This window comes from Streptomyces albipurpureus (assembly GCF_023701525.1).
Taxonomy (GTDB): Bacteria; Actinomycetota; Actinomycetes; order Streptomycetales; family Streptomycetaceae; genus Streptomyces; species Streptomyces albipurpureus.
This window is the reverse complement of the sequence record NZ_JAMQAW010000024.1, coordinates 102,795-120,869: the sequence shown is the minus strand read 5'-3', so window position 1 is coordinate 120,869 and position 18,075 is coordinate 102,795. Positions and strand designations below refer to the sequence as shown.

17 protein-coding genes and 1 tRNA gene are annotated in these 18,075 nt (G+C 68.4%); 6 read left to right on the top strand and 12 right to left on the bottom strand.

What is annotated here, in order from left to right:
- Positions 1-366: 366 nt before the first annotated feature.
- The 4 genes from mshC to NBG84_RS18970 form a co-directional block, all read right to left on the bottom strand.
- A complete protein-coding gene (mshC, locus tag NBG84_RS18985; RefSeq protein ID WP_250920686.1) occupies positions 367-1,596 on the bottom strand; it encodes a cysteine--1-D-myo-inosityl 2-amino-2-deoxy-alpha-D-glucopyranoside ligase in 1,230 nt (409 codons plus the stop codon).
- 498 nt (positions 1,597-2,094) lie between these two features.
- Positions 2,095-2,913, bottom strand: a complete 819-nt coding sequence (locus NBG84_RS18980; RefSeq protein ID WP_250920685.1) for an SCO1664 family protein — start codon at positions 2,911-2,913, stop codon at positions 2,095-2,097.
- On the bottom strand, positions 2,877-3,467 hold the full coding sequence (locus NBG84_RS18975; RefSeq protein ID WP_250920684.1) for a DUF3090 domain-containing protein: 591 nt from the start codon (positions 3,465-3,467) through the stop codon (positions 2,877-2,879). Before NBG84_RS18975 ends, NBG84_RS18980 begins: the two co-directional genes overlap by 37 nt.
- Before the next feature lie 112 nt (positions 3,468-3,579).
- The gene (locus NBG84_RS18970) at positions 3,580-4,332 is read right to left on the bottom strand and encodes a histidine phosphatase family protein (RefSeq protein WP_250920683.1); all 753 of its coding nucleotides are present in this window, start codon (positions 4,330-4,332) and stop codon (positions 3,580-3,582) included.
- A gap of 128 nt (positions 4,333-4,460) precedes the next feature.
- Between NBG84_RS18970 and NBG84_RS18965 the strand changes: the two genes are divergently transcribed.
- Entirely contained in the window at positions 4,461-5,522 is a 1,062-nt protein-coding gene (locus tag NBG84_RS18965) for a magnesium and cobalt transport protein CorA (RefSeq protein ID WP_250920801.1), read from the top strand.
- A 107-nt stretch (positions 5,523-5,629) separates the two neighbouring features.
- Here NBG84_RS18965 and NBG84_RS18960 read toward each other — a convergent pair whose 3' ends face one another.
- Together NBG84_RS18960 and NBG84_RS18955 are read right to left on the bottom strand one after the other, a co-directional pair.
- Positions 5,630-6,415: a ferritin-like domain-containing protein gene (locus NBG84_RS18960; RefSeq protein ID WP_250920682.1), complete on the bottom strand. Its 786-nt coding sequence runs from the start codon at positions 6,413-6,415 to the stop codon at positions 5,630-5,632.
- A 367-nt stretch (positions 6,416-6,782) separates the two neighbouring features.
- Positions 6,783-7,832: an LLM class F420-dependent oxidoreductase gene (locus NBG84_RS18955; RefSeq protein ID WP_250920681.1), complete on the bottom strand. Its 1,050-nt coding sequence runs from the start codon at positions 7,830-7,832 to the stop codon at positions 6,783-6,785.
- A 154-nt stretch (positions 7,833-7,986) separates the two neighbouring features.
- Here NBG84_RS18955 and NBG84_RS18950 point away from each other — a divergent pair, with 154 nt between their 5' ends.
- Entirely contained in the window at positions 7,987-8,970 is a 984-nt protein-coding gene (locus NBG84_RS18950) for an aldo/keto reductase (RefSeq protein WP_250920680.1), read from the top strand.
- Positions 8,967-11,303: a helix-hairpin-helix domain-containing protein gene (locus NBG84_RS18945; RefSeq protein ID WP_250920679.1), complete on the top strand. Its 2,337-nt coding sequence runs from the start codon at positions 8,967-8,969 to the stop codon at positions 11,301-11,303. The genes NBG84_RS18950 and NBG84_RS18945 overlap by 4 nt, the downstream gene beginning before the upstream one ends.
- A gap of 112 nt (positions 11,304-11,415) precedes the next feature.
- On the opposite strand, the gene NBG84_RS18940 is transcribed toward NBG84_RS18945, so the two are convergent.
- Positions 11,416-12,075, bottom strand: coding sequence for a hypothetical protein (locus NBG84_RS18940; protein ID WP_250920678.1), 660 nt, complete (start codon positions 12,073-12,075; stop codon positions 11,416-11,418).
- Between the two features lie 47 nt (positions 12,076-12,122).
- Here NBG84_RS18940 and NBG84_RS18935 point away from each other — a divergent pair, with 47 nt between their 5' ends.
- The gene (locus tag NBG84_RS18935; RefSeq protein ID WP_250920677.1) at positions 12,123-12,311 is read left to right on the top strand and encodes a DUF5703 family protein; all 189 of its coding nucleotides are present in this window, start codon (positions 12,123-12,125) and stop codon (positions 12,309-12,311) included.
- A 224-nt stretch (positions 12,312-12,535) separates the two neighbouring features.
- On the opposite strand, the gene NBG84_RS18930 is transcribed toward NBG84_RS18935, so the two are convergent.
- The 3 genes from NBG84_RS18930 to NBG84_RS18920 form a co-directional block, all read right to left on the bottom strand.
- Complete coding sequence (locus NBG84_RS18930; protein WP_250920676.1) at positions 12,536-13,366, bottom strand: chaplin; 831 nt, start codon at positions 13,364-13,366, stop codon at positions 12,536-12,538.
- A gap of 142 nt (positions 13,367-13,508) precedes the next feature.
- Positions 13,509-13,742, bottom strand: a complete 234-nt coding sequence (gene chpH, locus NBG84_RS18925; protein ID WP_250920675.1) for a chaplin ChpH — start codon at positions 13,740-13,742, stop codon at positions 13,509-13,511.
- A 232-nt stretch (positions 13,743-13,974) separates the two neighbouring features.
- Positions 13,975-15,297, bottom strand: a complete 1,323-nt coding sequence (locus NBG84_RS18920; RefSeq protein WP_250920800.1) for a M20/M25/M40 family metallo-hydrolase — start codon at positions 15,295-15,297, stop codon at positions 13,975-13,977.
- Positions 15,298-15,558: 261 nt separating this feature from the next.
- Here NBG84_RS18920 and NBG84_RS18915 point away from each other — a divergent pair.
- Positions 15,559-15,646: transfer RNA gene (locus tag NBG84_RS18915), tRNA-Leu, on the top strand.
- 88 nt (positions 15,647-15,734) lie between these two features.
- Here the strand turns inward: NBG84_RS18915 and NBG84_RS18910 are convergent.
- Together NBG84_RS18910 and NBG84_RS18905 are read right to left on the bottom strand one after the other, a co-directional pair.
- Positions 15,735-16,964, bottom strand: coding sequence for a tyrosine-type recombinase/integrase (locus NBG84_RS18910; RefSeq protein ID WP_250920674.1), 1,230 nt, complete (start codon positions 16,962-16,964; stop codon positions 15,735-15,737).
- Between the two features lie 40 nt (positions 16,965-17,004).
- Positions 17,005-17,568: a helix-turn-helix domain containing protein gene (locus tag NBG84_RS18905; RefSeq protein ID WP_250920673.1), complete on the bottom strand. Its 564-nt coding sequence runs from the start codon at positions 17,566-17,568 to the stop codon at positions 17,005-17,007.
- Between the two features lie 153 nt (positions 17,569-17,721).
- Here NBG84_RS18905 and NBG84_RS18900 point away from each other — a divergent pair, with 153 nt between their 5' ends.
- Positions 17,722-17,886: a helix-turn-helix domain-containing protein gene (locus NBG84_RS18900; RefSeq protein ID WP_308312084.1), complete on the top strand. Its 165-nt coding sequence runs from the start codon at positions 17,722-17,724 to the stop codon at positions 17,884-17,886.
- The last annotated feature ends 189 nt before the right edge of the window (positions 17,887-18,075 follow it).

Genomic DNA, 18,075 nt, shown 5'->3' with positions numbered 1-18,075 from the left:
CCACTTCCCTGTTCGCCCACTTCCCTGTTCGCCCGACTCCCGGCCCCGGCCCCCGGTTTCCGGCTGCCGTCGGCGGTCCCGGCGGTCTCAGCGGTCTCAGCGGTCTCAGCGGTCTCAGCCACAGAGTCCTGCCAGCGTTGCAGGTCATGCCGCCAGGCCCGTCGCGCAGTCGCCGGATCGCTGCCGTGCCGTAGGGGATGGCGGGGGGCGGTTCCCCGTCGGGGCGGGCGGTGGGAGAGATCCGCTCGCCCCGGGCTGCGGCGGTCGCCACGAAGCCGAACCGCCCGGGGTCACCTGCGACCCCGGGCGCGGGCCCAGGGGCGCGCTGGCGGTCCTGGAACCGTCCGGCGCCCCTGGAGCGCGGTGTTAGAGCGCTACTCCCAGGAGAGCGTCAACGGCGCGCGAGACAAGCCCGGGCGCGCCCTCGTCCGTACCACCGTCGGTGTGCTGGCGCTCCGCCCAACGATCGATGGCAAGGAGCGCCTGTGGGGCGTCGAGGTCATCGGAGAGCGCCGTACGAATCTCCTCGACCAGAGCGTCCGCGGACGGCCCGTCGGGGCGGGAGACGGCCGCGCGCCAGCGGGCGAGCCGCGCCGCTGCCTCCTGGAGCACCTGGTCGGTCCACTCCCAGTCGGCCCGGTAGTGGTGGGAGAGGAGGGCGAGACGGATTGCCGCCGGGTCGACACCCTCACGGCGCAGGGTCGAGACAAAGACCAGGTTGCCCTTGGACTTCGACATCTTCTCGCCGTTGAGGGCGACCATTCCGGCGTGCACATACGCCTGGGCGAAGGGGTGCTCGCCGGTGAGGGCCTGGGCGTGGGAAGCCCCCATCTCGTGGTGCGGGAAGACCAGGTCGGAACCGCCGCCCTGGACGTCGAAGCCCATACCGAGGTGGTCCAAAGCGATGGCGACGCACTCGATGTGCCAACCGGGCCGGCCGGGCCCGAGGCTACCGCCGTCCCAACTGGGCTCGCCCTCGCGGGCGGCCATCCAGAGCATGGGGTCGACCGGGTTCTTCTTACCGGGACGGTCCGGGTCGCCGCCGCGCTCGGCGGAGAGGAGCCGCATGGCCTCAGCGTCCAGGTGGGACACCTCGCCGAAGTGCGGGTCGGCCTCGACGGAGAAGTAGAAGTCGCCGTCGATCTCATAGGCCGCGCCCGCGTCACGGAGGCGCTCGACGAGCGGAACGATGCCCGGTATCGATTCGACGGCTCCGATGTAGTGCTGGGGCGGGAGCATCCGTAGCGCGGTCATGTCCTCGCGGAAGAGGGCCGTCTCGCGCTCGGCGAGCCGGGTCCAGTCCTCGCCGTCGCGGATGGCGCGCTCCAGGAGCGGGTCATCGATGTCGGTGACGTTCTGGACGTAGTGAACCTGCCGCTTGGTGTCGAGCCACACGCGCTGCACGAGGTCGAACGCGTTGTAGGTCGCCGCGTGTCCCAGGTGGGTGGCGTCGTAGGGCGTGATGCCGCAGACGTAGATACGGGCGACGGGACCGGGGGCCAGGGTGAGTGGACCGCCGGTCGCGGTGTCGTGAATCCGAAGGTCGCGGCCCGTGCCAGGCAGGGCGGGGACCTCAGAAGCGGGCCAGGCATACATGATCTGAGCCTAACCGGACGGGTGATCCGGATACGAACCGGATCACGCCGGTTGGCCGGTTAGGCACTCTTGTGAGTTCTCTGCGCGCTGTGCTGCACCCGTAGAGTCCTCGGGCCGTCCCGCCCGAAGCCGGGTGGGCGAACTCGGGCGAGGGCTGCGGATGGGGGCAAACCCGAACCGGGGGCGAGGGCTGAAGGGCCTGCCCAGGAGAGAGGAAACTCACCAACCGGCGGCAGCGCGGCCGCTCCCCCGCATGGGATCGGAAGGGGTTCGGTCGACGATTTCCGCCGGACGATTTCCGCCGGACGGTTTCCGCCGCAGGTCTTCATCGGAGGTCTTCATCGCAGGAGTTCTGCCGAATGAGCCCGGGCCTGCGTACCCCGGCGGCGGGCGTGGTACGGAAGGCGAAGGGGCGGAAGGGGAAGGCGCGGAAGGCGAGATGTGGGCACCTGCCGTCCCCCGGACCAGGTCAGGGCTGGCGGTCGTCCGTCTCGGTACTCACACCGGTGGCCAGGGAATCGCCGGCCACTCCCCCGACGGCACCGGATGCCTTCCGGTGTCCCGCAGCGCCGACACCCGGGCCCGGACCGCGGTCACCTCCGCCGGAGTCAGCAGTTGCGCCAGCCGGGTGTCCAGCGGCTCCCCGACGGTCAGGGCCGCCGAGAGCGCGCCGAGCGCGGTTACGGCTTCACCGGACAGCGGTTCCCCCGCCCAGCCCCAGAGCAGCGTGCGTAGTTTGTCGTCCACATGGAAGGTGACCCCGTGGTCGATGGCGTACAGCGCACCGTCCGCGACGGGGAGAAGGTGCCCGCCCTTGCGGTCACCGTTGTTGATCACAGCGTCGAGCACGGCCAGTCGGCGCAACCGGATGTCGTCGGCGTGCACCAGAAGGGCGGTGCGCCCCTGGCCCACCTCGGCGAAGCCGACCGCCTTCCAGCCCTCGCCCGGCTCTTCGCCTTCGACCAGCCCGAGCAGGGACGCTGAGGTGTCCGCCTCGATCCAGAGCTGGACCATGCCTTGGCCGTAGGGGCCGTCCCGCAGGACCGTCGGGGGGATCAGAGACCATCCCAGCGCCTCGGAGACCTCGTACGCGGCAACCTCGCGCTGGGCGAGGTTGCCGTCCGGGAAGTCCCACAGCGGTCGCTCTCCGGCGACCGGCTTGTAGACGCAGGAGGCTTCCTCACCCGCGTGGGAGACCGAGCCGAACAGCACCGCGTTGGACGCCTCACGGACCTGGCCGCGGATGGTGAGCTCGCCCTGGGCAAGCAAGTCGAGGGCGGTCACACTCCTCGGCGGTATCCGTTCTGGCGCGGGCATACGTGTCCTTCCGGATCGAGCGGCAGACTGCACAGCGGGCACGGGGGGCGACCGGCGTTGACCACGTCCAGGGCGCGCTTGGCGAAGGCGCGGGCCTGCGCCCCGCTCAGCCGTACCCGGAGCATGGGCGGGCCGTTCTCCTCGTCCCTCAGCAGCCGCTCCTCGGCATCCGCGAGGTCTTCGTCGGATTCCGCTTCCAGCTCTACCAGCGCCTGCGCCTCGACGATCATGCGCTGTTCCTCACCGTCCCAGGCCAGCGCCATGGTGCCGACCCGGAACTCCTCCTCGACCGGGGAGTCCAGGGGCGCGGTGTCCGCGACATCCGTCGGCGCCACCGCGGGTACGGGCGCGTTGCCTCCGGTGCGGCGTACGACCTCGTCGAGGAGTTCATCGATGCGTTCGGCGAGCGCGGAGACCTGGGTCTTCTCCAGGGCCACACTGGTGACGCGCCCTCCGGCCGATGCCTGGAGGAAGAACGTACGGCGTCCAGGCAGCCCGACCGTACCGGCCACAAACCGGTCCGGTGGGTCGTAGAGGAACACCTGACGGGACACGCTCTGACTCCCTCAAAACTCGGGAACGACCTGCAAGGACTTGTGTGGACGGCCCGCGAGGCCGCCCCGGCGGTGCTGGCGCACTCGACCCGTCCACCCTACTGCCAGGCGATCACCGGGCGCCCGTGCCGCCACCGACGACGGCATCCCCGTCGCCGGTTCCGGTGTCCACGGTCCCCTCACCGTCGCCTCCATCGGCACTTCTGCCACTGCTCGCGCCCTCACCTCTGTCTCGCGGGGCCAGCGAGCCGAGTTCGCCGGAGTCTCCGAGACGCAGAAGAAATGGCCGCGTACGGGTGTAACGGATCGCTGTCACGGAACAAGGTTCCACATGGACCCGCTGGAAAAGATCGAGATGCATACCGAGTGCGTCCGCGACGATCGACTTGATGATGTCCCCGTGCGAACAGATCGCATAGACCGCGTCCCCGCCGTGCTCGGCGTCGATGCGCTGGTTCCAGTCGCGTACGGCGTCGACCGCCCGCGCCTGCATGGCGCGCATGGATTCACCACCAGGGAAGACCGCCGCAGAAGCATGCTGTTGCACCACCTGCATCAGTGGTTCGTCGGCCAGTTCACTGAGTTTGCGCCCCGACCAGTCCCCGTAGTGGCACTCCCCCACCCGGTCATCGGTTTCGAACCGCAGCTCCGGGCGGGCGTCCAGCAACGGTTGCACGGTCTGCACACAGCGTTCCAGCGGGCTGCTGACCACGGTGGCGAGCGGCAGACCGGCCAGCCGGTCCGGCAGGGCGGCGGCCTGTGCGGCGCCGTGATCATCGAGATGAACACCAGGGGTCCAGCCCGCGAGTATCCCTGCGGTGTTCGCGGTGGAGCGTCCGTGTCGTACCAGAATCAGCGTGGCCATGCCCGCCAGCCTAGGTCGTGTCGTCAACGTCCTGGTCGCCCACCGTGCGGGGGCAGGTCTTCACGCTCGTCGGCACACCCGGCGGCGGCCCGCCCGCCGGGGTGCGCAGGCCAGGCGCTCACGGAAGAATACGCACCGTGATCGTCGACTGCGCCATCTATCGCGAGGGGCGCCGCACCGAGGGCCCGGCCGACCTCTCCGACGCACTCGCCGAGGCCAGATCAAGCGGTGACGCCTTTCTCTGGATCGGCATGTACGAGCCGACAGACAAGGAGTTCGACCTGGTCAAGCGGGAGTTCGGGTTGCATCCCCTGGCCGTGGAGGACGCCTTGAGAGCACATCAGCGCCCCAAGTTGGAGGTGTACGACGACTCCCTCTTCATGGTTCTCAAGCCGGTGGTCTATGAACCGAAGACGGACACCGTGACCACCGGTGAGCTGATGGTTTTCATCGGTGACTCCTTCGTGGTCACCGTCCGCCACGGGGAGGGCTCACCGCTCGCTGCCGTACGCCAGCGGTTGGAGGCGGAACCCGAGGTGTTGGCGCACGGTCCGACGGCTGTGCTGTACGCGGTCAGTGATGCCGTGGTCGACCAGTACATCGAGGTGGCGGGCGAGCTCCAGGTGGACTTGGAGGAGATGGAGGCGGAGGTGTTCGCCCCGGCCAGCAAGGACTCCCGCCCGTCCGAGAAGGCGAAGCGGGATCAGAAGACCGGCGCGGGCGAACGGGACGGCACACCGGCAGGCCCTCCGACGGCGGCTCGGATCTACGTCTTCAAGCGCCAGGTGCTGGAGTTCCGCAGGGCGACCGTGCCGCTGGGTGGACCGATGTCCCGGCTGGCGAGCGCGGGGGTGCCCTTTGTCCATGAGCGCTCGCAGCCGTTCTTCCGCGATGTCAGCGACCATCTGACCCGTGCCAATGAACAGGTGGAGGGCTTGGACCGGCTCCTGTCGGACATCCTCGCCGCGCATCTCGCACAGCAGAGCGTCCGGCAGAACGACGACATGCGGAAGATCTCGGCCTGGGCCGCGATGGCCGCGGTGCCCACGATGGTCGCGGGGATCTACGGAATGAACTTTCAGCACATGCCCGAGCTGGGTTGGGTGTGGGCCTATCCGGCGGTGTTGCTGTTGATGGCAGGGGCGGTCTACGGCCTGTTCCGACTGTTCAAGCGCCGCGGTTGGCTGTGAGGGCGGCGCTTGCGCAACTGGCTCCCGGGTACCGCGACGGGTGTCGTGCACAGGTGGGTTCCCGCAGGAGAGGGGACGCGTCTTCACCAGGACCAAGGACTGGCAGGTCAAAAGGCGGGGGCGGCGGTCGGTGGTCCGTCGAGGGCGCCGCGCCGCTCCGGCAGGGCGAGGCTGATCATCCGGTGCCAGCCGCCGAAGCGCTCATACGCGTACATCCCGTGGATACCGGCGGCGAGCGCGGCGGACTTGGCCTTGGGCCAGTTCAGCAGTCGGCCCATGTGTGACATGACGGCGAGGCTGACATCGCGATAGACCTGGATCTCCGCGAGGGCGCTCGCGCGCAGGACGTGATGGATGGTACGGCCGTGGCCGTCGGCGGCGAGGCGAAGTAGCTCCTCGTGGCAGTAGGCGAGGTGGTTGTCCTCGTCGTTGCAGATCATCCGGATGGCATTGCCGAGCTCTGGATGGTCGCCGAAGTGCTTGACCAGCATGTCCATCTGGTCGGCCGCGCGCTGCTCGGTGACCCTGCTGTGCGCGAGGTAGATGACGATGTCCTCCTCGGTCAGGGGCTCATCACGGCGCAGCTTGTCGTGGGCGAGGCCGATGCCGTGCTGTTCCAGGAGCATCGTGTAGTCGGTCTCGGGCGGTACGGGCACCGCTTCGAGCCCGCGCTTCTTCAGCAGGGCGTTGAAGATCCTTCCGTGCTTGTCCTCGTCAGCGCCGTGCCGGGCGATCTTGGGCGCGAGGGTGGCCATGCCCGGAGGCACGAGGGCGGCGATACGGGTGTTCTCCCAGCCGCCTTGGGCCTCGCCGCTGGCGGCGATGGAGCAGAACAGTTGAAAGGAATCGTCGTGATCGATGATTTCCTGGAAAAGGCTTCGAGCCGAGAGCATCACTGCCACCTCCTGAAGGAGTCCGCAGAGAAAGAGTCAAATGCGGGAAGGAGGGCAAGGCAACAGGTGCGTCGACCAACTGCGCCGAACGGGGGATATGACCGTCTACGAACGGCTCACCCGGGTGGGCTTGGTGGTGTCACAGCGGCAGCGGGGTATCACGGGCCGACCCGGCCCTTCGGCACGGTGTCCACCGCGCCGAAGGCGACCGGCCCATCCCCGTAGGGCCTGTCCGGCCAGGGTCCGGGTTCGTCTGAAGCCGCTCGGAGCCCCGCTTCGGGGGCCCACCGTTCTCGTGGGGGCCTTTCGACCCGCAGCGGGGACGGACAGAGGTTCGTAGCGCCGGGCCCGGGGACTCGCTGCGGACCTACGCGAGCCCGGAGCGCTCCAGGGCCTCGGTGCCCGCGCGCAAGGCGGCGATGCGCTCGTCGAGGGTGAACCCGGCCGGGGCCAGGGTCAGGGTGGTGACGCCTGCCTCCGCGTACTGCCGCATGCGGTCGGCGATCCGCTCCACGGAGCCCAACAGGGTGGTGGAGTCGATCAGTTCCTTCGGGACGGCCGCCGCCGCTCCGTCCTTGTCGCCGGAGAGATACCGGTCCTGGATGTCGGCGGCAGCCTTCTCGTAGCCCATCCGCTGGGCAAGCTGGTTGTAGAAGTTCTGCTGGCGACTACCCATACCGCCGACGTACAGGGCGGTGTACGGACGGAACACGTCGGCGAGGGCGTCGACGTCGTCGCCCAAGGCCAGCGGCAGGGTGGGACAGACGTCGAAGCCGTCCATCGTCTTGCCGGCCTTCTGTCGGCCAGTCCGCAGATGCCGGATCGCGGTCTCCTCCAGATGGTCGGCGGATGGGAAGATCAACAGCGCTCCGTCGGCGATCTCCCCGGTCTGCTCCAGGTTCTTGGGGCCGATCGCGGCGATATAGAGGGGGATGTGCTCGCGCTCGGGGTGCACGGTGAGCTTCAACGGCTTCCCGGGGCCGTCGGGGAGGGGCAGCGTCCAATGCTCTCCCTCGTACGACAGCCGCTCACGGGTCATCGCCTTGCGGACGATCTCCACGTACTCACGGGTGCGGGCGAGGGGCTTGTCGAACTTCACGCCGTACCAGCCCTCGGAGACCTGCGGGCCGGAGACCCCGAGGCCGAGGCGGAAGCGGCCGTGGGAGAGGGAGTCGAGGGTGGCGGCGGTCATCGCGGTCATCGCTGGCTGGCGGGCCGGGATCTGGAGGATCGCGGAGCCCACGTCGATGCGCTCGGTTTGGGCCGCGACCCAGGCGAGGACCGTGGGGGCGTCGGAACCGTAGGCCTCCGCGGCCCAGCAGACGTCATAGCCGAGCCGGTCGGCCTCCTGGGCAACAGCGAGGTTGTCGCCGTCCATCCCCGCGCCCCAGTAGCCGAGGTTGATGCCGAGTCGCATAACCACTCCCTCTTACCGATCAGTAACTTCTGCCTTTCGGGGACTCTAGCGCGGGTGACGTAGATCCGTCAGGGGGGACCGGGCTGGCGGGGCGGGAGGGCGGTTATCCACAGGGTCCCTCAGGGGCGTCCCCTGGCCAGTAATCTCAGCGCTCATGGAGCAGAGGCATCTCGGCCGCACTGGCCTGCGCGTGTCCCGGATCGGACTCGGCACCCTGACCTGGGGCCGGGACACCGATGAGCATGACGCCGCGGATCAACTGAAGGCGTTCTGGGAAGCGGGCGGGACACTGGTCGATACCGCCGATGTGTACGGCGGCGGGGATGCGGAGTATCTACTGGGGCAATTGATCGAGCGGTTGGTGCCCCGGCGGGACCTGGTGATAGCCACCAAGGCGGGCAGCGTGCTCGATCCGGACCGCCGCTTCAATGGCTCCCGAGGGCATCTGCTGGCCTCCCTGGACGATTCGCTGCAACGGCTCGGGACGGATTACGTCGATCTCTGGCAGGTCCACGCGTTCGATGTGCTGACCCCGTTGGAGGAGACGCTCCAGGCGTTGGACATAGCCGTGAGCAGCGGCCGGGTCCGCTATGCGGGGGTGTCGAACTTCTGCGGTTGGCAGTTGGCGAAGGCAGCGACCTGGCAGATGGCATCGCCCGGTCCGCGCACCCGCCTGGCGAGCACACAGATGGAGTACTCACTGCTTCAGCGCGGTGTGGAGCGTGAAGTCCTGCCCGCGGCGCTCGATCTGGGGGTGGGCCTGCTGCCGTCGTCCCCGCTGGGTCGTGGGGTGTTGACCGGGAAGTACCGGCACGGCACTCCTTCGGACTCACGAGGTGCGTCGGAGATACTGGGCCCTTTCGTCGAGCCGTATCTCGACGAGACCGCGGATGGCATCGTGGACGCGGTGCTCACGGCTGCGGATGGGCTGGCGACGACGGCGTTGCATGTGGCGCTCGCCTGGGTGCGGGACCAACCCGGAGTGGTGGCCCCGATCATCGGCGCGCGCAACGCGCAGCAGCTTTTGGCCGCACTGTCAGTGGAGGCGCTTACGCTTCCTGACGAGATCCGGCGGGCGCTCGACGATGTGTCGGCGCCCGTGCACCGCTATCCCGACCAGGACTGGAGCATGTTGTGACCGCGTCACCCTTGGGGCAGGGCCCCGGTCCCCATGCCGAGTCCGCACCCGCACCCGCCGCTGAACCCGTATCCGCACCCGTATCCGGCGCTGAACCCGCACCCGCCGCTGAACCCGTATCCGTATCCGTATCCGTATCCGGCGCTGAACCCGCACCTGAGTCCGGATCCGCCGGTGAGGCAGACCAGACCGATGAGTCAACGACCGATGGGGCGACAACGGCCGAGCCCACCGAAGCGTTGACCACTCCCCCGCCCGCCGCCGACACCGATGGCGAAGGTCTGCCGTCGGACGGGGTCGATACCACCGCCGCGGGTGGCAGCGACGCCGCAGAGCCTTCCGAGGCGGCGGCTGCGTTGATCGCCCAGCGGGAGTTGCGGAAGCGGATCGAGCAGCGCAAGGCGGAGAAGGACGGACCGATCGCGAGCGGCGCCAAACTGAGCGGGCAGGCGGCGGATCTGCTGGCGGCCGTGCGAGCGGTGGAGAGCGGGGAGAAGCGAAGCAGCGCCTTCTACGACGCCCCGGCGCCGAGCCGCGCGGCGTCCGCCGAGCCTGCCCGCGCCGCGGCCACCGGGCCGACCCGCCCGCCGCAGTCACCCCAGGCCCCAACGGAGTCCGGCGCGGTGCGGTCAAGCTCCCCGGAGACCCTTGCCGCGGTACGGACGGTGCTCGGCGCGGGCGGCGCGCCCGAGGCCCTCGCGGTGCAGGCGGCGGACGTGCTGGGTGACCAGGCGGGGGCGGTCCTGCGGGCGGACCCCTGGCAGCTGCTGTCGGTACCCGGCGTCTCCCCTGAGCAGGCCGATGGATTCGCTCGGGCCCTCCTCGGCGCTGAGTGCGGCCCCGGTGACGATCGCCGGTCGGCGGCGCTGGTCATGTGGCAGTTGGAGCGGGCCGCCCGGCAAGGACACACCGCGGTGGACTCCGCATCCGTCTGCGCCGCACTGGCCGAGCGGTCGGTGCCCGAGCCGGAGGAAGCGCTCCATCGCGCGGCGGCGGATGGGGTGGTGCTGATCTTTGACAGCCACTCCACGGACGGTGAGGAGGAACCGGCCGACGACGACTCGGAGGAAGCCCCCGCGGCTGGCCCGGTACTGCTGGGGCTCGACCGCTACGCGCTCGCGGAGGAGAGCCTGGCGGACGGTCTGGCCCGGCTGGCGCGGTCGGATGCGGACGACCGGTGGGCGGCCGTCGGATCGGATGAGCTGGCCCGGGCCGTCGTCGCGAGTGGTCTGGTGGTCCACACGGGCGGTGAGGCCGCACGGGCCGAGCCGGTCGCCCTGGCCGGGGCCGCGGCCGCGCTCGGGCTGCGTACCGTCGTCGCGGTCCACAGTGAGTACACGGTCCAGGACGAGCACGGCGTGCGGGGCGCGGTCACCGTGCCGGGTCTGCTCTCCGGTGCCCAGGGGCCGGGTCGGGACAAGGACGGCGCGCTGGCGCTGGACCTCCTGGTGGTGTTGGACGCTCCCCAGTTGGATGTGGAGACGGCGGCGATGCTGGTGGAGTCGCTGCCTGACGGCAGTCGGCTGCTGCTCAGCGGTGACCCGGGGCAGTTGGGCTCGGCGGGAGCCGGACGGGTGTTCGCGGATCTGCTGGCCGCCCGGGTGTGCCCGAGCGTCTCCTCACGGACGCCGGATCCGGGGCCCATCGGCGAGTTGGTCTCGGGAATCGGGGCCGGGGAGCTCGGTGTGGTGGACGCACCGGGCAAGGAAGTCGTCATCATCCCCGTGCGGGACGCGGGCGAGGCCGTACACCGTACGGTGCAGTTGGTCGCCGACTCGGTGCCGAGGGCCATCGGCGTGCCGACGGAACAGACCCAGGTGATCACGGTGGGCCATGGCGGTTCCGCGGGCACCCGTGCGCTCAACGCGGCGCTGAAGCAGCGGCTGAACCCGGGCCCCGGTCGATTCGGCGGCTTCGACCCGGGCGACCGGGTGGCGTACACCCCGGCGCTCGGCCGGACCGTACCGGGCACGGTGGTCTCAGCGGACGCCGAGGGCCTGCGGCTGGAGTGCGGGAACACACCGGTGACCGTGCCCAAGGAGCGGGTCGACACGGCCCTGCGCCATGGCTGGGCCATGACGGCCCACCAGGCGGCCGGGATGCGCTGGCCCGCGGCGGTGGTGGTGCTGCCCGGGGACGCCGTACCGGGGTTGAGCCGCCCTTGGGTGTACACGGCCTTCGGCCGGGCCGCGCGCCATCTGTCCGTTGTGCACGGTGTGGATCGGGCGCTGCCCCATGCGGTGGCCCAGATCCCGTCCCAGGAGCGCACCACCCGGCTGCGGACGCTGCTCGAAGGTCTGCTCCTGCTGCCCGAACCGGCCCCGGAGTCCTAGCGGGGTAGCGCTCCGGGCAGGAGGCGGATCGACGCCCCACGGCTCGGGCCCCGCCCCTCGACGCTGAGGCGTCAGGGGGACGGGCCCGAGCCGTCCGGGGGACGACGCCTGGTCAGAGGCCGGTCTCATCGAGATCGTCGAGGTCCTCGCCCAGATCGTCTTCGTCGAAGACCGCGCTGACGTCGAACCGGATCACCACCCGCTGCGGGTCCGCCTGCTCAAAGGGCGCGCTGAGCCATTCGCCTGCCTCGGGCAGATCCTCCAGGGCCGACACCCACAGGGTCGAGTCCCCCTCCTCCAGACCGAACTCCTTGTGCTGCGAAACGATCTCGTCCGGTTCATACTCCGCGAAGAGCACTCCGAGTGCCGCATGAACGCTGCTCGCCGCCGACTGGGAGTCCTGCGGGCCGGCGTCGTCAGGGTCGGCAGCGGCGATGCGATGCGCCTGGGCAAGCAGTCGCTGGGGCTCCACCACCGCGTAGTCACGGCGGATCAGCACACTGAGGGCATTGGGTTCCTCCGGGCCCGCGTACGGCGGCAGTGCCTCATCCGCACCCGGGATCTCGAAGGGCGTCACCTCGTCATAGCGGTCATAGAGTCGCTCGTCGTACGTCTCCGCCGCCACGGCCAGAGCGTTGAACGCGTCGTAGACGGCCGGGTCGTCGTCTCCCGTGCGGCTCTCGACCGCCGCGAGGTGACGGTCCAGTGCGGCTTTGACGGCCTCGGCGGCGGCGCGTACCTCGGCAGCGGTGGGCTGCGCAGCATCAGACATAGTGCAGACGCTATCCGTACTGGGCCTCTGCCCGCACAATAGATGCGATGCCGGAATACGAATTTGTCGATGTGTATGTCCCGCGCGGGGTCTCCCGCCAGGAAGCGACACGCCTGCTGACCGACCATGCCGAGTACGGACACTGGGAGTTGGACCGACTGACCCTGCACCGCGACGGCAGCCGCCGGGTGCGGTTGCGCCGCCGTATCATCCGCCAGGTTCGCGCCACCTGGTGATCACCGCATCAGTACGGAGCAGGCCCCGCCACCGCGGAACCCACTCCGTTCCCACTGTTTCCCGCAACCGTGTCGGTTGCCGCTCGCGCTGCTGATGTCGCCGTTTTCCCGCCGTGCCCGCGCTCAGCGCGGTGCGCACCGGGGAACAGCGGCATCAGCCATGAGGGCTGTCCCGCAATCCCTGACGGGCGCGTGGTGATCCGCCCCGGATCGCCGGACCTGCGCTAGGCGGCGGCGCGGGCGCGGCGGTAGAGCACCGCTCCCGCGAGCAGCATGGCCGCGCCGGCGGGGACGGCCGCACCGAGCGTCCCCATACCGGTCTCCGCGAGCGCCCCCCTGTCGTCTGTCTGGGCGACCGCGCGGGGGGCGGGGTCATCAGCCTTGGGCGGGGTGCCGCGCTCCCCAGGGGTCTTGGGCCCGGTCTGGGTGCCGGAGGTGTCCGGGGGCACGTTGCGGGGCTCACTCGGGCCGGCCGGGTTGCCGGGGGCGGGCTCGGCGGGCTTGGGGCTACCCGGGGTTACGGGCTGCTGGGGGGTGCCCGGCCGGCTGACCGACGACGCGTTGGCGCAGTCGTTGCCGAACGTCGGGTTGAGCGCGCCGACGACGTCCACGGAGTTGCCGCAGGCGTTGACGGGAACACTCACCGGTACCTGGACCGAGTTCCCGGAGGCGACACCCGGGGAGTTCGACGTCCCCCCGCTCGCCTGGGCGCCACCGCCCTGACCGCCGGTGCTCACCGACCCGCCGGCCTGAGTGCCACCGCCGTTCTGGGAGCCCCCGGCGTGCGCGCCACCACCCGGCTTCGCCTGGCCGGAGGAGCCGTTGTGGCACGAATTGCCGAACGCGGGGTTGAGCGCGCCGACGACGTTCACCGAGTTGCCGCAGGCGTTGATCGGAACGTTCACCGGTACCTGGACCGAGTTCCCGGAGGCGACACCCGGGGAGTTCGACGCCCCGCCGTAAGCCCCGGAGTCCGCGTGGGCGTAGCCGCCGAGCGCCATCGCGCTACCCGCAGCCGCCATGGTGATCAGGCCTTTGCGCGTGACCTGTCGCATAGGTTGATTCCTTGCCTTCTTGCTGGACTGCCTCCGGGCCCATCGCCCGAAAGCGGAAAAGCCCGGGCGGTCCCGGAGTGCTGGTGAGCACTCCGGGACCGCCCGGGTTCAAACCCAGGCCCCGATGGGCCGATTCACAACATCAAGAGTTGATGCAGGTGTTGCCGAAGGTGGGGTTCAGCAGCCCGATCACGGAGATCGTGTTGCCGCACACGTTGACCGGCACGTGGACGGGCACCTGGACGAGGTTGCCCGAGAGCACGCCGGGAGAGCCCACAGCGGCGCCCTGGGCACCAGCGTCAGCCATGGCCACGCCCGCACCCGCGAGAATCAGGCCACCAGTGGCAGCCGCAGCAGCGACGACCTTCTTGATCATTTTTCCTCCTTGTTGGCAATGCGGTCCCAGCCGCGGACCGCACCACTTGTAACGAGGAGAGACCGATGGGGCTACGAGCCCCAAGGTCGTTTCACTCTTCTCAGTCAGTCACGCACAGATTGACGATTGTGGGAGTTTCGTTTCAGTACACCGCGCACGGCAGCACGGCAGGAGTACCCGTGCCCGGTGGCCTCTCGCTGGATCTCTTGAGGTCTCTTGGGATCTCTCTCGGCTAGCTCTGGTCGATAAAGCGGTCGAGGACGCGCACCCCGAAGGTGAGGCCGTCCACCGGAACCCGCTCGTCAACGCCGTGGAACATGCCCGCGAAGTCCAGTTCCGGCGGCAGCTTCAGGGGCGCGAACCCGAAGCAGCGAATACCGAGATCGTCGAAGGACTTGGCGTCGGTGCCGCCGGAGAGCATGTACGGGACGGCCCGAGCGATCGGGTCCTCGGCCCTGAGCGCGATCTGCATCGCGTCCACCAGGTCACCGTCGAAGCTGGTCTCCAGCGCCTTGTCACCATGGACGTCCTCCCTCTTGACCCGTGGCCCGAGCAGCCGGTCCAGGTCGGCGAGGAACTCCTCCTCGTACCCCGGCAGAAATCGGCCGTCGACATGTGCCGTGGCCTGACCGGGGATGACATTCACCTTGTAGCCGGCGCCCAGCATGGTGGGGGCGGCGGAGTTGCGGAGGGTCGCGCCCACCATCTTGGCGATTCCGCCGAGCTTGGCGAGGGTCGCGTCCATGTCCTCGGGGTCGAGCGGGGTGCCGAGGGCATCGGACAGCTCGTCCAGGAACGACCGTACGGTCTTGGTCATGCGCACCGGCCACTTGTGGCGACCGAGACGGCCCACGGCCTCACACAGCTCCGTGATGGCGTTGTCGTTGTTGGTCATCGAGCCATGGCCTGCCGTGCCGTCCACGGTCAGCCGCATCCAGTGCATCCCCTTCTGGGCCGTCTCCACGAGATAGAGCCGTAGCTGCTCATTGACGGTGAAGGAGAATCCGCCGACCTCGCCGATCGCCTCGGTGACGCCCTCGAAGAGGTCGGGGTGCTTGTCCACGAGATGACGGGCGCCATAGGTGCCGCCCGCCTCCTCGTCGGCGAGGAAGGCCAGCACGATGTCGCGCGGGGGTTTGCGGCCGGTGCGCATCCGATCGCGGATCACGGCGAGCGTCATCGCGTCCATGTCCTTCATGTCCACCGCCCCCCGCCCCCAGACGCAGCCGTCGGCGATCTCTCCCGAGAAGGGGTGGTGGGTCCAGTCATCGGCGTTCGCCGGTACGACGTCGGTGTGGCCGTGGATGAGCAGCGCGGGCCGGGAGGGGTCCTCGCCCTCGATCCGGGCGACCGTGGACGCACGGCCGGGGTGGGATTCGAAGATCTTCGGTTCCAACCCCACCTCGGCGAGCTTCTCGGCGATGTACTCGGCCGCGGCCCGCTCACCGGGACCGGAGTGGTCTCCGTAGTTGCTGGTGTCGATCCGGATCAGCTCACGGCAGAGGTCGACGACCTCGTCCTGGCCCGAGACGGCACGGGCCGTCGACTCGCTCACGGACTCGCTCACGCTGATTCCTCCCGCTGTCGCTGCTGGTGGTTCATGCCTATCCTGCCGCGATGGGTCGCGGCCCCCAAGGGTCGCACCACTCACGAGGGGTCGCGGCCGGGCGGGACGAGCGCCGGAGCGGCATCACGGCGGTGGACGTCGAAGGCCGCGGGGAGCTTCCGAGAGCCCCATGGGACGTGATCGAGCACTCCGAATGTTTGCTATGGTTTTCCACGTCGCGACGGCCGAAAGCCAGGCGACAGACACCTTGTCCGGGTGGCGGAATGGCAGACGCGCTAGCTTGAGGTGCTAGTGCCCTTTAACGGGCGTGGGGGTTCAAGTCCCCCCTCGGACACCAGCTGAGACCCCTGTTGATCAGGGGTTTTCTGCATTTCTAGACTGCGGCGTGACCAACCACGTGACCAACAGCCAAGAAATTCCCCAGGTCAGACCAGGGATGACAGGCCGAGTCGGCCCGCCCCGGAGGCGGCCAAGCGGCGCGCTCCATCCTTACGTGTGTGGCCGTACCGGGCCATGGTGTAGCCCGGCGAGTGGTGCCGAACGTTCGCGGAGACCTCTACCGGGTTCTCTCCGGCCTCTAGATCGTTCGTGACCTTGCTGTGCCGCCAGTCATGCAGCCGGAAGTTCTCCGGCAGGTGCAGCCGGTTCCGCAGGGTGCGCCAACGAGCCGAGACCTTCTCGGGGTCCTGAGGTCCGCCCGCCTCACCCCGGTACAGCTTGAAGCCGTCCCGGGCGAACACGAGATCACTGTCCACCCAGGCATCCCCAAGTCGGGCACGCTCCACGTTCTGTCGTTCTCTCTGCCGCTTGAGAACATTCATCACGGACTGATCCACATAGATCCGCGCGTTGTCGTCCCCATCCTTGGGCAGCCTCCGTAGCAGGAAGGTGTTGCCTACCTCCACCACTACCCAGCCCAGTTCAATGACGCCCTGGTCCCAGTTGATGAGCGACCATCTCATTCCCATGGCCTCACTGCGCCGAACGCCCGTCACCGCGATCGTGGTCCAGAGTGCCGCGTCTCGAAGGCAGTGGTGCAGCGGCCCGCACCGGCGCCCGCCACACGGCTCCCAGACCGCCGAAAGGAACCGTCGAGTCTGGTCGTCGTCCAGTGTTGGGAACTTGGATTCCTGCGCCTTGATCTGCCGGGCGGTTGGCGGGTGTGCTGTCGCGGCTGGGTTGGTCGGTATTAGTTTCGGCACGGCTGCGCCGAGCGCTCCGGACAGGATGTTGTGGATATGTCTCACGCTCTTGGCTCCAAGAGGCTTTCCCCAGTTGGTGGGACACGGGGCAGACTCCAAGAGCCGATAGAGGTCATCCAAGGTGTCATCGGTAACCTCGCACAGCTTGACTCCGCCGATGTGCGGTTTGATGTGCAGCCGTATCTTTGTCTCGTATCCGGCCAAAGTGGTTCCCTCCTTCCTGTGATTGCTCAGCCACTTGTCGAGCCAGTCACCCAACTTCATGTCCGAGCGGGCCGCGAGCTTGCCCGCGTCATGGTCGGTCATCCACTTCCGTGAGGCCCTTTCCGCCTCGGTCTTGTTCTTGAACTCCCTGCCTATCCAATAGCGCTCCTTCTGGCCTGTGGCCTTGTTGAGGTGCAGGGGAGTACGTACGCCCCAGGTGTTCGGTCGTCCCTTGCGCGGGATCTCCACCGGAGTCCCCCCGAGCCCATTACCGCGTTTAGTCAAAGCTCTAGCTGCCTTTCTGGTCATGACGCCACTGGATGAGAATCTCGTGAGCCTTTTCGGTTAGCCGCCGTCCGTCCCAGAGGCCAAGCTCCTTGGATCGTTTGATGCGTTCGGACATTGTGGCTTTGCCGATGCCTAGGTTGGCAGCCAACTCCCCTTGCGGGGCAGTGGTACCGGTTGCGCGCATACGGGCCAATTCTGCGACCAGTAGCGCGTAGTCCTCTTCGGTGTGGCAGCGTGCCGGGACTGGGTAGTGGTCATTCATGGCCCTGTCCTCCTGCCGGGACAAGGCGGCGCGAGCTTCCGCCTTGATCTCTGCAAGCGGGATCTGACGCAAGAGACTGGCGGGGATGCCATCTGTCTCCAACGCTTGGTCCATGTCCTTCAAGATCGCCTTCTCATCTGTCCCGCCCACGGCGAGGCGGACGGTCAGTTCAGATGGGCCGTTGAAGGGGGCGTGCACCGGGCAGCGTGCAGTGACCAGCCAGGGACCGTAAGCGCGGTTCCAGACCAGTTCGTTGCCTTCTCGTTGCCAGCCGTCGGGCGGGTTGGCCTGTTGTGTGTTCATGTCTCCACCATACACGAAAGCGAACTAGATGCAGGGAGTTCGGGAAGTGAAATGAACTTGACGCAACCAGTTCGGCTTGTGTCATCTTGATTGAGCGTCAGGCAGTAACGGGCGGAACGGCCGCCCCTACTGAACGGCTCAGGGAGAACATCAATGAACAAGCTGATGACCGTTAACGATGTGGCTGAATATCTCAGTAAGCCCTGTTCCTGGGTGTACGGGAACTGGAAAAGGGAGTTGATCCCGTTCCGGAAGGTGGGCCAGTCTTTGCGCTGCCGTAGGAATGATCTGGAGAAGTGGCTCGACGAACAGTCTTGATTAGTTAGGTATCCAACTGGGGCCCCCGAGGCTAGTCGGGGGCTTTTTTGTTTCGAGAGGGCAATACGATCAGTGAAATGCCGCCACTAGGCGACCGGAAGCGCGACAGGCTGGAGCAGGAAGCAACGGATTTGTTGAACAAGGCAGGAGAGGAAAAGTGGGAGGACTGGCCTAGCCCCTGGCGGGGGC